The following is a 13,831-nucleotide window of genomic DNA, read 5'->3' on the forward strand; positions in this document are numbered from 1 at the left end:
CGAACATCACCGCCGCACGCCCCGCCGCCGACGTCCTGACCATCGTCCGGCCGCGGGCCGCTTCGGGCGCGGATGGTCGCAGATCTCGCATCTGCTCTGTCCGCTGTGCGAAGGGGTTATTCCGTGCTGTCGTCATCCGTCCGCAGACTGGCGCTGCTTCCCGTGGCCGGTGTGCTGCTCGGCGCGCTCACCGTCCCGGCCGGCGCGGTCACCGCCGACGACCCGTCAGGCCCCACCGATCCGCTGCTCGTCGCCCAGGCGAAGGCGGTCGCCGACGGCACAGCCGTACCGGTCGACGCGCTCACCAGCGAGACCGACACCGTGACCGCCCAGCCGGACGGCACCTTCATCACGACGTCGACCATCCTGCCGGTGCGGGTACAGAGGGATGGCGACTGGGTGCCGGTGGACGCCACTCTCGTCGCCGGTGCCGATGGCACCTACTCCCCCAAGGCCACGCCCAGCGGCGTACGCCTCTCCGGTGGAGGCGGTGGGCCGCTGGCCACGCTCACCGATCCGGCCGGGCACAGCATGAGTCTGACCATGCCCTTCGCCCTGCCCACCCCCCGGGTCAGCAGCGACACGGCGCTGTACGCCTCCGTGCTGCCCGGCGTCGACCTGTCGGTCTCGGTGACGGACCAGGGCGGCTTCAGCGACGTACTGATCGTTCACGACGCACAGGCCGCCGCCGATCCGCGCGTGCGCACGCTCACGGTGGCGACGGACACGGACGGCCTCGACCTGGCGGCAACCCCTGCGGGCGGCATGACCGCCACAGCCATGGACGGCACGATGTCGTACACCAGTCCACGCCCTCTGATGTGGGACTCCGGCACGTCGACCGCGTCGGATGCGACGGCGGCCGTAAGTCCCGCGTCCTTCGTGCGGGCCGCCGCCGACACCCCCGCGGCCCCCTCGGACGCCTCCTCCGCCGCCGGCCCCGGCACCGGCGCCCAGATCGGCCAGGTCCCCATGACCACCGCCGCCGACGCCATCACCCTGGCCCCCGACACGTCGCTGCTCGACGACCCTGCCACGCACTACCCCGTGTACATCGACCCGTTCGAGAACCCGGTCACCAGCAAGTCCGGCGCCTTCGACGAGGTGTACTCCAGCTCCTCCTGCTCCGACGCCCCGCAGTACAACAAGCCCCAGACCAACGGTGAGGGCGTCGGCTACCAGCGCTGGGGCGGCCCCTGCGGGGTCGGGCTCGAGCGGTCGTACTACGCGGTCAACACCAGTGGCCTCGACCCGTCGATGGTGGTGATCAAGGCCGAGGTGAAGGTCAGCACCACCTTCGCGGCCAGCTTCGACTGCTCGCACGACCAGCCGATCACCCTGCACACCACGGGCGGCATCAACGCGAACACCGACTGGGAGCACCAGCCCGACACCCTCGACGACAACGGATACCCAGCGGTGAAGACCACCGTCCCCAGCGGGGCCAACGGCAACAGCAGCTGCTCCAACAGCACGGCGTCCTTCCGCGTGGACAAGCAGATCCAGAAGATCGCCGACGGCAACAAGGGCACCTGGACGATCGGCCTCTTCGGCAACGAGTCGAAGACCGGCTCCAACGACGACTACCTGCGCATGTCGCAGGTCCTCACCCTCACCACCGTCTTCGACATCCCGCCGGACATCCCCACCAAGCCGCGCACCACGCCCAAGCCGCTGGGCGCGGACGGCGACTGCGTCACCGGCGCCGCCGCGACCGGCTGGATCGGTGCCACGACGTACAGCGACGCGGGCAGCAACATCCAGCTGCACTCCACCGTCACCACGCACATCTCCGGCGAGCACGCCGAGGCGCACTACCACGTCTGGGACCGCACCGACCTCGACGCCGACGGCAACGCCGTGGACAAGGGCACTCCGGACAGCGGCATGGTGGCCTCCGGCCAGGACGCCGACGCACCGATCGGCTTCACCCTCAAGGACGGCCACGAGTACGGCTGGGACGTCTACGCCCAGGACAACTCTTCCATCAAGCTGAAGTCCGAGGTCAGCGACCACTGCTGGTTCGACACCGACTTCACCCCGCCGCAGACGCCGACGATCGCCGACAACCCGCACTTCCCGCCGGTGGGCAGCGGCGCCGGCGACACCTACGCGGGTGCCGATGTCAAGGCCGCCTTCGCGGTCTCCGCCGCCGACAATGCCCCGGCCGACACCTGCGACCCGGCCGGGTGCAAGGCCAGCGGCGTCGACCACTTCCTGTGGCAGCTCGACGGCCAGCCCACCGCCGCCACCGGCCACACCGCCAAGGTGACCTCGACGAGCGGCAGCATCGCCTCCGGCACCGTCAGCGCCCCTGTCATCAACTGGGGCGTGCACACGCTGTACGTCGCGGCGGTCGACCGGGCCGGGAACCTCTCCCAGAACCCGGTCGGCTACACCTTCACCGCACCCTGGGACCCGAAAACCAAGATCGCGCCCGGGGACGTCACGGGCGACGGCAGCCCCGACCTGCTCGCCACCACCAGCACCGGCGACCTCGAACTCATCCCCGGCGACAGCGACCCCGCCCAGTCACCCGTCCCGGCGCAGGACGGCCCGGTCACCGGCACCCCGCCCGCGGTCACCAGCCCGGTGATCGTCTCGACCGCCGCAGGCGCGCCCACGGGCACCTGGAACGACTACCTGATCGCCCATCGCGGCAACCTGCACGGCGACACCCACGACGACCTGCTCGCGTACAACAAGAAGACGCAAGCGCTGTACGTCGTGAAGAACGACCTCGACCCCAAGGACGACGGCTCCTTCCCTCGCACGCCGTACTCCACCTTCCCGGGTTTCGTCGGCCGCCGCTACGACGTGGTGACCAAGGACGCCTGCGAGGCCACCGACACCGTCCCCGCCGACCGCTGCGCCGAGGCGGGCTACGACCCGGCCAAGCCCTGGAGCCTCTCCCAACTGGTCGTCGACGGAGACGTGTACGGCAACGCCGACCACCCCGCAGTGATCACGGTCGAGAACAAGAAGCTGTGGCTCTACCAGTCCTACGGCATCAACCACCTCGGCCACCCGCTCCTGCTCGGCGACGGCGACTGGTCGGGCCTGACCCTGATCGCGCCCGGCCGGGTCGGTGGCGCCTTCTCCGTCGACGAGGACGGCAACGGCAAGCTCACCGGCGGCACGCCCACCCTGTGGGCTCGCGACGACTCCTCGGGCACCGTCTACACCTTCCCGATCGACGTCGCCGGCTCCGCCCTGCTGCCCCAACTGCTGCACGCCCCCGTCCGCACGGCGCTCGTCGCGGGCGTGAAGACGTCCTCCGGCGGCACGATCTGCCTGGACGACGCGAGCGCCCACACCGCCGACCACACCAGGATTCAGGTCTACACCTGCAACAACTCGCCGTCCCAGCAGTGGGTCCTGCACAACGACGGCTCTCTGCGCGTCCTCGGCAAGTGCCTCGACGTCACCGACGGCGGCACTGCCGACGGCACCCTGCTCCAGCTCTACAAGTGCACCGGCACCGGCTCCCAGAAGTGGACCACCGGCGCCTCGGGCAGCCTGGTCAACCCACAGTCCGGGAAGTGCCTGGACGACCCCCAGCAGAGCACCGCCAACGGCACCCAGGTCCAACTGCACACCTGTAACGGCACGGCCGCGCAGAACTGGACCGGCGGCACGACGCCGGGCTGGAACACCCACCCGGCCACGGGCCTGGGCGTCGTCCTGCCCCTCAAGCAGTACCCCACCGTCGCCTCCCCCGGCGATGTCAACAGCGCCTCCGGCGGCCCGGACGGCAAACCCGACCTGTACGCCACCGACACGGCCGGCCAGCTGACGGAGTACCCGGGCGCCGCACCCACCGGCACCACGGCCACCTTCTCGTCCCCCGTCTCCCTGGGCACGGTCACCGACACGGCAACCCACCGCTGGCCCCTCACGGACAGCAGCGGCACGACCGCCTCCGACTCCGTCGGCGGCCTCCCGGCGACACTCCACGGCGCGGCCTCCTGGAAAACCGACGTGACGCGCGGCCCGGCCCTGAACCTCACCGGCACCACGGGCTACGCCGACACGACGGGCCCGGGCGTGGACACCTCCCACGGCTTCACCGTCTCGGCATGGGTGAAGCTCAACTCCCTCGACGGAGGCAACTCCACCCTCGTCTCCCAGTCCGACGACCCGTCCGTGAACACGGCCAACGGCTTCCAGCTCTACTACTCCTCCGGCGGCGGTGTCTGGGCCTTCGGCCGGCGTACCGCAGACACGGCCACCGGCACCTGGACCGCCGCCTACGGTACGAAGGCCGTCGCGGGCAAATGGACCCGCCTGGTCGGCGTCTACGACCCGGACACCGACCGCCTGCTCCTGTACGTCAACGGCGCCCTCACCGCCACCAAGCCGTTCGACTCCGCCTGGAACGCCACCGGCCCCGTCCAACTGGGCCGCCGCCTCTCCTCGGACGCCTACGGCGAGTACGCCAACGCCGCGCTCAGCGACGTCCGCCTCTACCCCACGGCTCTGCCCCCCGCAGACGCGGCGGCACCAGGAGGCAACTCAAAGCTGACACAGCTCGGCTGACTCCAAGGAGGGCCCCGAGGCTGCGGAAACGCACGCGAACGCCGGAGGCGGGCCGGAATCCGGCCCGCCCTCCCGAACGTAGCCAGGGGCGGAATGGAGCCGCTGTAACGAAGTGAGCGGTGGTGCTGCTCCGAGGGTGCGGGGCTGGCTGCAAGCACTCGCCGAGGCGGACGATGACCCGGTCGGCCGGGGCCGCTCCATCGTCTACGCCCTCTACGACAACCACGTCGCCGGGCTCTTGGAGCAGGCCCTCTTCCGCGTCGAACACCTGCGATTAGGCCTGCGCGACGGCAACGGTCCGCGTTCGGCCTGCTGGGCGTGGGTGTGGTGCTGTTCGCCGAGACCGGGCTGCTGATCGGTTTCTTCCTCCCGGGCGACTCGTTGTTGTTCACCGCAGGGCTGCTGTGCACCGGCGCCGCCGACCGCGGCCTGAAGCTGTCACTCGCCCCGCTCCTGGTCGCCGCGGCGATCGGGGCGCTGGCCGGCGCACAGTGCGGATATCTCCTGGGCCGAAGAGCGGGCGGCGCCCTGCTCGCCCGCAGCCGCTCGGCCCGCCTGCACGAGGGCGCGGAACGTGCGGAGGAACTGCTGGAGCGCTACGGCTACGCGAAGGCGATCGTGCTGGCCCGCTTCGTTCCGGTGGTGCGCACGGTCCTGAACCCGATGGCGGGCGCCCTGGGGGTGCCGGTGCGGACGTTCACCCTCTGGCAGGTGACCGGCGGACTGGTGTGGAGCCTTTCGTTTCCCCGGTGCATTCAGCATGAGACAGACCTTCAGCGACCCGTTCCCGCCAGGCCGCCGGTCGCTGGCGTGCCTCCCCGCACAGGTGACTGGTGTGGTGAGAGACCGAGTGCCATGTCCGAGCCGCAGCTGGCATCCACGTTGGGTGACAAGGATCCAAGACGGAGTGAGACCTGTCAGGACCGGACAGTCCCGACGCCGCCGATCGCCCCGTCGGAGATCGGTCCATTTCATCCGTTGTCCCATGGACAGCGACAGACCCCTGATGGAGTGTCAAGCACGTCTGTCCACCGGTTGTCCACCGGGGCCCTTCGCACGAGCCCACCCCACTCGCCCCGAACAAGCAAAAGGCCAGGTCAGAGACTTAGATCGCCTACGCCAACACAGAAACCACACCTCTGACCTACGCATTACGATACACAGACCACACATGCCCGATTGGCCCGGATTCCAAGGTCAACAGAAACAAGAAACCCCAGGTCACGGCGAGTGAGTCCTGGGGTTTCTCTGAGCCGCCTTCGGGATTCGAACCCGAGACCTACGCATTACGAGACCGTGAGCGTTCGTGTTGCGTGGTGCCCGGTCGTGCTGCCCAGTGACGTTTGGGCTGATCAGAGCATGCGCAGCAGGTTGACCCCTGCCACCCCGTGATGTGCTGTCCAAAGGCGTCTGTCCACCGGCTGTCCACCAGTGGGGGTTCTTGGCTGGCCGCTTCTCGCCGCCCTATCGCTCCTGACGAAATCCCTGACAGGGGCGGAACCCGGCTGAGGACGACTGCCCATTTCCCACAAGGAGCGACCACGCGGTGGTTCACCACTACCGCCGCAGCCTCCATCCACGGCGAGACCCCTCCGACCAAAACGATATCTTCCATAGTCAATAAATGGTATCGTTTCACTGACGGGAGCATCTACGAAGGGACCACCACATGGCCAGAACCGTGATCGACCTCGATGAAGACATGGTCACCGAGGCCATGCGCATCTTCGGAACCAAAACGAAAGCCAAAGCCGTCCGCCTCGCCATGGAAGACGCCGTCAAGCGGCACCTGCGGCAGGAGGGCTTCGACGCCATGGACGCCGGCGAACTCGACTTCAGTGAGATCGTCGAGAACACCGGCCCCCGCAGCGCGGACGGCTCTCTCAAGCACAACGGCGACCGCGACGGAGGCCGGGCCGCCTGATGCAGGACCGCTACCTGATCGACAAGTCCGCCCTCGCCCGCTGGACGAAGCCGAGCGTCAAGGAGGTGCTCAAGCCTCTGCACGAGCGCTACCTCCTCGCCGTATGCCAGCCCACCGAGTACGAGATGATCCACTCAGCCCGGGACAGCTCGGAAGCAACACGGATCAGCACCTGGCTCCACGCCTTCGACTACCTCCGCACCGACGACAACACCTTCACCCGCGCGCTGGAGATCCAGCGCCACGCACTCAACGCGGGCATCCACCGCGCCCTGTCCCTCCCCGACCTCCTCATCGCCGCCACCGCAGAACTGAACCGGCGAACCGTCCTCCACTACGACGGAGACTTCGACATGATCGCCTCCCTCACCGGCCAACCCACCGAATGGGTCGTCCCGCCCGGCAGCGCCGACCGATGAGCATGCCGGGCTGGGCCGTCGGGGCGAGCCTCGCCGAACTAAACCTCGCCACCTGCTTCCTGCCGCCGATCGCAACTCACCACCGCACAAAGTCACCGGCTGCAGGCCCTGCTCGAACTCGCCTTGCACACCGGACTCCGCAAAGGCGAACTCCTCGGCCCTGCGCCGGGAAGACCTGAGCCTGGAAGGGACATCGCCGCCATCCGCCAAGACCCGGGTTTCCGAGCGCCGCATAGCCCTCACCCACCCGCTGCCTTTGGTCGCTGAAGCACCACCACGAGCAGCAGCACGAGCGTGAGCCCTCAGGCGCCACGCAGCAGGTCATCGGGCAATATTCACCACTCCACGGGGCGGACCGATCGACCCGACCAACCTCAACCGGAGCTTCGTCCTGCTCCTCTGCAAAGCTCGTCTCCGCCGCATCCGTTTCCGCGACCTCCGCCAATCAACTGCCTCGCCGCTCCTGAAACAGGGCATCGAACGCGTCGTGATCAAGAAACTCCTCGACCACGCTCCCATCGGCGTGACCGCCACCGTCTCCGCCCACGTCCGACTCCGCCTCCAGCGAGACACCATCGAAATCGCACTCGGCAGCCGAAAACCACCGAGGCGGTCGGTTCCGACGGCGGCGAACGGCCTACGGTGCCGCACTCGTCCGCTGAAGTTGCCGTCAGCTACTGCCGTCAAGACGCGCTGAGGGCCCGCCAGGAATAGCCTGACGATCCCTCAGATTTGCCCAACTGATTCACAAATCGAGCAGCACTACATGAGCATCACAACTACGTCGAATTCCCTCAGGTCACTGCTGGCGTCTACACATACGTCAAATTTCGCCTGCAGCAGGAAGCCGTCAACAGCCTTACCAAGGCCCTCGAGAACAGCATGGCACGCGCCGCACGCAGGAAGACCCAGCTCGCAGAACGCCGACGGCCCCCCACGAGATGTCGCGGGGGGCCGTCGGCGTCCGATCGTGTTTGCCTCAATGGCTGAAATCGGCCTCAAATTCAGCCCGCCAACAGGCAAAATCTTCGCGTCCATGAAGATATTTGCCGGGAGATTCGAGCAGGTCTGCACCGGCAAGTTGATCCAAAGCGCGCCAGATCTTTGGCTCAACAGTTTCGGCACTCGCCTCCTCCATGACGCGTAGCGCCCAATCGGCCGCTTCGTCGGGAGAAATAACCCCCTCAGCGAGCTGAGCCAAGTGGCCGCCGACCAGCTCTCGAAGATCTTCGCTCATGACACCTCAGAAGGTTCCTGTGAAGTTTCCTTCAGAATCGAACGAGTAGTGCACCTTGCTCCCACCTGTGACATTGACGTCAGGCCGTACGATTCGCACGTTCCCGGCAGTGTCAAGCGTCTCGTGCCAGATCCGAGTGGAATCCGTCTTGGGGTCCCATTCACGTACAAGGCGGCGGCCGACCATTTCGCCAGGATTACGGGCTGGCGTGACATTCCCGTAGAAGCGAATCCTCCCACCCTCAAGCACCTTTATCCCGCCCTTGCCGTACTTCTCGCCTTGCGAGTAGAAGCGCTTCAGTTGCGCGGAATTCATGGCATCGCTTGCACCACTATTGCAGTTGTGAACGAGAATCGGAGTTTCGCCCGCCAGCACATAGTACGTGTGGATGTCGGCGACGGTGAGGTTGTGCACTGTGGCCGGCTGGGTCCAGCGCTGGACCGCGGTGACGCGGACCACGGCCTTGGTGGAGGCGTGGAGGTGCTCGCCGGCGGCCAGAGCGGTGGCATCGATCCATTCGGACAGCGCCGCCGACGCCTTCTTCGAGGCGTCGTTGGCCTGCTGGGCGTTCTTCTTGCTCTTGACGGCCTGCACTGCGAGGGCTTGCGCGGCCTGGTCGCCTTGAGCGGCGAGCCGTGACGCGAGATCTCCGTAGCCCTCGGCGGCCAGCTTGGCCAAGTTCTTCTGGAACTCGGACGTCTGCTTCGCCGCGCCGCCGAGCTGGCTGATGTAGTCCGCCAGGGAGGCTTTCGAGGCGTCGGCGAGCTTCTTCAGCTCCGCCGCCATGCTCTTGATGTACTTCGAGCTGCCGGTGGCCATCTTGTGGGTCAGCGCGATGCCGTCGGCGCCCATCGCCTCCAGAGCGTCAGCGACGTCCTGGCCGGCCCGGCGCGCCACCGTCGACAAGTCCTTACGCCACCGCTGCGCCTCCACCACAGACTTGTGCAGGTTCTTGGAGAACTTGCCCAGGTCCAGGGCAGTGCCCTTCTTGTTCATCGAGTCCGATGCGACCGACGACAGCGAGAAAAGGCCGTCCATGCCGCCCGCCGGCGAGTACGTCCAGCCGGAGAGACCGCCCTCAGCGTGGTACTCGACACTCGCCCCGAACCGGTGCGCCACCTCGTCGAGGATCTGCTTGGAGCGGGCCCGCTTGGACGGCGCCAGCGGAATGTACGCCTCGCCCGGGTACGTCTCCGGCTCGGCCCACACCCGCCACGAACCGGCAGGCGCTATCTCGGCGATGTGGTTCTCACGGCGGCCGAGGCCGCCGGTGTGAAGGCCGCCGTCGGCGTAGAACGACAGAATGCCGCCGTCGGCCCACTGCGGTTTGTTCGCCCACGGTCCGGTGCCCCCGACGCGAGGGATCACCTGTACCGATACCGGCGCGGGCGGGTTCACGCTGACGCTGATCGTTTTCGTGCCGGGGATCTCCTGCACGCTCACGCCGATCGCGTCCAACTGCGCCTCGACGGCGGCCATGTCCCCCGACAGCAGAGCAGAGGTCAGGGACGACGCGGCCTCGGTGCCCTTCGCCTTGGACACCTGCGTGATCAGGTCCAGCATCGCCGACCACTCGCCCTTGGCCTTGCCGCCGGCCGTGTGGAACGCGGAAACGACGCTCTGCAGGTCCTCGGAGCTGATCGGCGGGTCCGCCCCCCAGATAGCCCGGATCTGGTCCATCGCAGTGGTCACATCACCCGACAGCAGGGCCCGCTGCAGGGCCAGCGCCGCATCCGAGCCCTTCTCGGCGGCGACTCGCGCCAGCAGGTTCATGCCGCGCGACATCTGCGTGCGGGCGGCCGTGCTGCCGGCGCGAACAGCGCGGCTCATGTCGGTGACGGCCATCGCCTGCATGACGCGGCCGAACTTGCGGGCGTCATTCGTCTCGGCGGCATCCGCGAAATCTTTGGCGATCCGCTTGCCGTAGCGGGCGGCGATCGCGGGCAACTGCGCCAGGCCCGCCCGGAACGCCGGCTGGGCGCGGGCCGCCGACTCGGTGATGACCGACTCCAGCTCGTCGGCGACCTTCGTCTTGCCCTTGCCGAGCTGCTTCACCAGCTCGTCCAGGATCGGCGCCGAGGACACACCGAGCTTGGAGAAGTGATCGGTGAGGTCCCCGTATCCGGCCGTGGCCAGCTTGGAGAGGTTGCCCTGGAAGCTGCGCTGCGCCTTCAACTGGCTGCGCAGCTCCCGCACATAGTCCTCCAAGGTGGCCTTGGCGTTCTTGTTGGACTTGGCCACCCTGTCCTGGGCGGTCTGCCACGCCTTGGCCGGGTCGACGATCGCGCCCAGGGCCTGCGCCATGGCTTTCATCTCGTCGGTGTACTGCGGCAGGCCGTCCTTGCCGGTCGGCACCAGCAGGTCCAGGTTCCACGCCTTGGCTGCGCCGACCTTCGCCTGCTGCACCTTGGCGTTGACGATCTCCATCGCGGCGGCGAGTTCGGCTTCCTTCTTCACCGCTGACGACCAGATGTGGTGCTGCTTGTCGAGGAGGTCCATCGCGGACTGTCCCTCTGTGGTGAGGGTTGAACTGACCTGCCCGGACTGGTCCACCGTGTCGAAGGAGGCGTTGCGCCAGATGTCCTTCTTGAGGTCGGCGAGCTTCTTGCCGCCAGAGGTGATGCCGTCCAGCGCGGACGCCATGTCGATGCCGACCTTCTTCAGCTTGGCCGCGTCATCGGAGTTGGTCAGCGACTCCGTCAGGGCGCGCAGGCCCGCACCCTGGTCGCCTTCCTCCCGCTCGGCGCGCAGGGCCTGCACCAAGTCGTCCGTGGCCGCCTTGGCCTGCTCCTTGGAAGCCGAGTACGCCGAGTAGGCGAGCACGCCCACCGCCAGCAGCGCCGTCAGACCCGATACCGCCAGACCCGCGCCCTTCAGGACCGCCGGCATGACGGAGCCGCCCGCCTGGGCTTCCGCCTGAGCGACCCGGAACGCCTGCCACTGCGCCGTGATCCGGGTGATCACAGCGAGGGTGAGTGCCCCGGAGGCGGATATCGCCAGCAGCCCGGCACCGAAGGACTTCAGCGGGCCCGGCGCGTCCGCGATCGACCCGGCGAACACCGACAAGGCGTTGCCGACGGTTTGCAGCACCGGCAGCAGCGCCCGCCCCAGGTCGATCCCCAGGGCCTTGCTGCGGTTGATGAACATCTCCCACTGGCCGGCGGTGGTGTTCATCTGCATCTCGAACGCCTTGTGGGCGGCCCCGGCCCGCTCCACCTCGTTGGCGATGCCCTGGTAGGTGTCGGCGTAGTTCTTGCCGTCGTTGGCGGCCAGCGCCAGCATCGCGCGGGAGGCCCGCACGTCGTGGAACAGGGTGGTGATCTCCTCGGCGGAGCCGTGCGTGGCTCTGGCCAGCTTGTTCACCACGACGTACAGACCGTCCTGCTGCACCGCCGAGGCCGCCGACTCGTAGCCGAGCTTGCGCATCATGTCGCTCAGCTCTTGCGTCGGCTGCATCATGCGGGTCATCAGCATGTTCAGGCCGGTCGCGGACTCCGCAGCGGGAACACCCGCCAAGGTCACCGCGGCGTACGCGGAGGCCAGGTCGTCGAAGCTGATACCGGCGGCAGCGGCCATCGGCACGATGTCGCCCAGGTGCAGGGCCAGCTCCTCGAAGCTGATGACGCCCTTGTTCACCGTCTGGAACATCACGTCCATGACGTCGGACGCCTTGGACGCGGGCATGCCGTACGCCTTCAACACGCCCAGCAGGGCCCGCGCGGAGATCTCCGTCGTCGTCAGGCCCGCGCTGGCGCCCTTCGCGGCCACGGACAGGATCGTCATCGCGTCCGCACCGTCGAAGCCGGTCGACACGACCTGGTACAGGCCCTCGGCGAGCTGGCTCGTCGACTGCGTCATTCCCTTCGACAGGTTCAGGATCTCGTCGGTGAACCCGCTGACCGTGGACGCGTCGATCTGCTGGGAGATCGTCATGACGTTCGCCATGTGTCGCTCCAGCGACACCGCGCCGACGACACCGGCGGCGAGGATCGCCGAGAGCACCACACCGGTGCGCATGTAGCCGTCGATGCGGGCCTGCGATGTGGCGCGGGCCTCCGCGAGGGCTGCCACCTCCGCCTGCCGGACTGCGGCAGCATTCGCCGCAGCACGCGCCGACGCGGCAGCCTCCGCCTCGTTGCGGGCGGCCAGCGTCTGCGCGGCTTGCGTGTCGGCCGCCGCCCGGGCCTGCGTTGCACGGATCGACACTCCGGCCGCGCGGGCGGCTACGGCCTGCGCGGCGGCGGCCCGCTCCTCCTGCAGCGTCTGCGCCTGCGCGGCCCTGGTCGCCGCCTGCGCGGCAGCGTTCGCGGTGACCTGCGCCGCAGCTGCGCCCCGCCCCGCCGTGGCCTGGGCGCGGGCCGCCATGGTCTGCGCAACCGCCTGGGCGCGCAGCGTCCGCTCGCCGGACGCGACCGCCGCCGCCCGCTCCGTCTCCGCGCGCGCCGCAAGGCTCGCCGACAGCGCCTGCGCCCGCCCGGACCGTTCGGCCGCCGCCGCGGCCACCCGCTGCGCCGCTGCGGTGCGTTCCACAGCAGCAGTCACCCGGGCCTGACCAAGGACCGCGTCAGCCGAGGCAGACGCCTGCAGACGGGCCAGCCTCTGTGTCGCCGAACCCGTCTCCATCAGCGTCCGGTTGACCTGCTGCAGCTGCCCGTCGAACTGCCGCAGCTGGTTCGCCGACTGGCGCAGCCCGCCGGTCAGTCCGCCGGTCCGCGCCGTCAGGTCGACGTACAGGTTGTAGGCGCTGCTCACCTACAGCTCCCGCCTGGGCTTCAGCCCGATCTTGACCCCGCGCCCCTCCGGACCGTCCGGTACCGTCTCCCGCTCCATCTGGATCAGCTCGCAGCCGGGGCAGGTGCGGCTGTCGACGACGTACGCGAACCGGTCCCCGCCCATCTCCGGCCGCCACTCGTCATCCCTGGTGCCGCAGCTCGGGCACACCGCCCGCGTGTACGCCAGCCACGCCAGAGCCTTCGCCCGATCCAGCGCCGTCCACCGGCCGTCCCCGGCGCCCATGAACTGGCTGTGTGACATTCCATAGGTGTGGCACACCTCCATCTCGGCCCGGAAACACTGGATCGGAGATCAGCCTTTTCCCAGGTCCGCACGAAGGGTCTGGTTGACGACCAGCGCCGCCGTGAACAGGGCCTTGGCTTCCGCATCAGGCCAGGAGTCCAGCAGCTCCTGCGCGTCGGCGACGCTCATCCCGTCCACCTCGGTGCCGTCCTCGTCTCGTTCGACGTGGCATGCGGAGATCACGGCGGCCGGGAACGTCTCGACGTTGTATTCCATGCCCTTGTCGGCCTGCGCCTCGGTCGGCGCATGCTCACGCAGCAGCTGCTCCCACACCGGCCGCGGCAGCGCCCTGAAGGCGAGGGTCAAGGTCACCGCGGCCAGGGCGTCCTGTGCGTGGGTGAGGGCCGCGTCAGCGGCCACCACCTCAGGGTTGGATGCCACCCAGGCGTCCCGCTGGTCCTCGCGGATGCCCTGCTCGGCGCATTCGGCGACGGCCGCGGCGCGGGCCTTGGCCAGCTGAAGCGCCTTGTCGGTGACGGCCGTCTTCGCGTCGTCGTCGTCACAGATCGACAGACCGGACTCGGGCAGTTTGCGGGCCCGCAGCCGCTCCATCTTCGCAGCCCAGTGCGCGTCCTTGGCGACAGCGGCGGCCGACGGCTTCGGCTTGCTTCGAGTGGTCATGCGACATCCCCTTCA

7 protein-coding genes and 2 pseudogenes are annotated in these 13,831 nt (G+C 68.5%); 5 read left to right on the plus strand and 4 right to left on the minus strand.

Going from position 1 to position 13,831, the window contains the following annotated elements; all coding sequences use genetic code 11:
- The first annotated feature begins 123 nt into the window (after positions 1–123).
- The 5 genes and pseudogenes from ACZ5SK_RS13820 to ACZ5SK_RS13840 all read left to right on the plus strand — a co-directional run.
- Entirely contained in the window at positions 124–4,539 is a 4,416-nt protein-coding gene (locus ACZ5SK_RS13820; RefSeq protein WP_334578159.1) for a ricin-type beta-trefoil lectin domain protein, read from the plus strand.
- Between the two features lie 309 nt (positions 4,540–4,848).
- Positions 4,849–5,277 (plus strand): annotated as a pseudogene (locus ACZ5SK_RS13825) (DedA family protein); the annotation flags it as partial.
- A gap of 931 nt (positions 5,278–6,208) precedes the next feature.
- Positions 6,209–6,463, plus strand: a complete 255-nt coding sequence (locus tag ACZ5SK_RS13830; RefSeq protein ID WP_327316903.1) for a type II toxin-antitoxin system VapB family antitoxin — start codon at positions 6,209–6,211, stop codon at positions 6,461–6,463.
- Positions 6,463–6,882, plus strand: a complete 420-nt coding sequence (locus tag ACZ5SK_RS13835; protein WP_334578160.1) for a PIN domain nuclease — start codon at positions 6,463–6,465, stop codon at positions 6,880–6,882. The genes ACZ5SK_RS13830 and ACZ5SK_RS13835 overlap by 1 nt, the downstream gene beginning before the upstream one ends.
- Positions 6,883–6,948: 66 nt before the next feature.
- Positions 6,949–7,579: pseudogene (locus ACZ5SK_RS13840) on the plus strand (tyrosine-type recombinase/integrase); the annotation flags it as partial.
- Positions 7,580–7,861: 282 nt separating this feature from the next.
- On the opposite strand, the gene ACZ5SK_RS13845 reads toward ACZ5SK_RS13840, so the two are convergent.
- Genes ACZ5SK_RS13845 through ACZ5SK_RS13860 form a run of 4 tightly spaced genes read right to left on the minus strand, consistent with a single transcriptional unit; the run spans position 7,862 to position 13,816 of the window.
- Positions 7,862–8,119: a DNA-binding protein gene (locus tag ACZ5SK_RS13845; protein ID WP_327316901.1), complete on the minus strand. Its 258-nt coding sequence runs from the start codon at positions 8,117–8,119 to the stop codon at positions 7,862–7,864.
- 6 nt (positions 8,120–8,125) lie between these two features.
- Positions 8,126–12,871: a phage tail tape measure protein gene (locus ACZ5SK_RS13850; RefSeq protein ID WP_457495157.1), complete on the minus strand. Its 4,746-nt coding sequence runs from the start codon at positions 12,869–12,871 to the stop codon at positions 8,126–8,128.
- The gene (locus ACZ5SK_RS13855) at positions 12,872–13,153 is read right to left on the minus strand and encodes a hypothetical protein (protein WP_334578162.1); all 282 of its coding nucleotides are present in this window, start codon (positions 13,151–13,153) and stop codon (positions 12,872–12,874) included.
- A gap of 51 nt (positions 13,154–13,204) precedes the next feature.
- Entirely contained in the window at positions 13,205–13,816 is a 612-nt protein-coding gene (locus ACZ5SK_RS13860; protein ID WP_334578163.1) for a hypothetical protein, read from the minus strand.
- Between the last annotated feature and the right edge of the window lie 15 nt (positions 13,817–13,831).

Source organism: Streptomyces sp. NPDC031474, from assembly GCF_055581185.1.

Coding starts and splice junctions, on each gene's coding strand:
- ACZ5SK_RS13830 (WP_327316903.1), top strand. CDS start 6,209: ATGGCCAGAACCGTGATCGACCTCGATGAAGACATGGTCACCGAGGCC.
- ACZ5SK_RS13835 (WP_334578160.1), top strand. CDS start 6,463: ATGCAGGACCGCTACCTGATCGACAAGTCCGCCCTCGCCCGCTGGACG.
- ACZ5SK_RS13845 (WP_327316901.1), bottom strand. CDS start 8,119: ATGAGCGAAGATCTTCGAGAGCTGGTCGGCGGCCACTTGGCTCAGCTC.
- ACZ5SK_RS13855 (WP_334578162.1), bottom strand. CDS start 13,153: ATGTCACACAGCCAGTTCATGGGCGCCGGGGACGGCCGGTGGACGGCG.
- ACZ5SK_RS13860 (WP_334578163.1), bottom strand. CDS start 13,816: ATGACCACTCGAAGCAAGCCGAAGCCGTCGGCCGCCGCTGTCGCCAAG.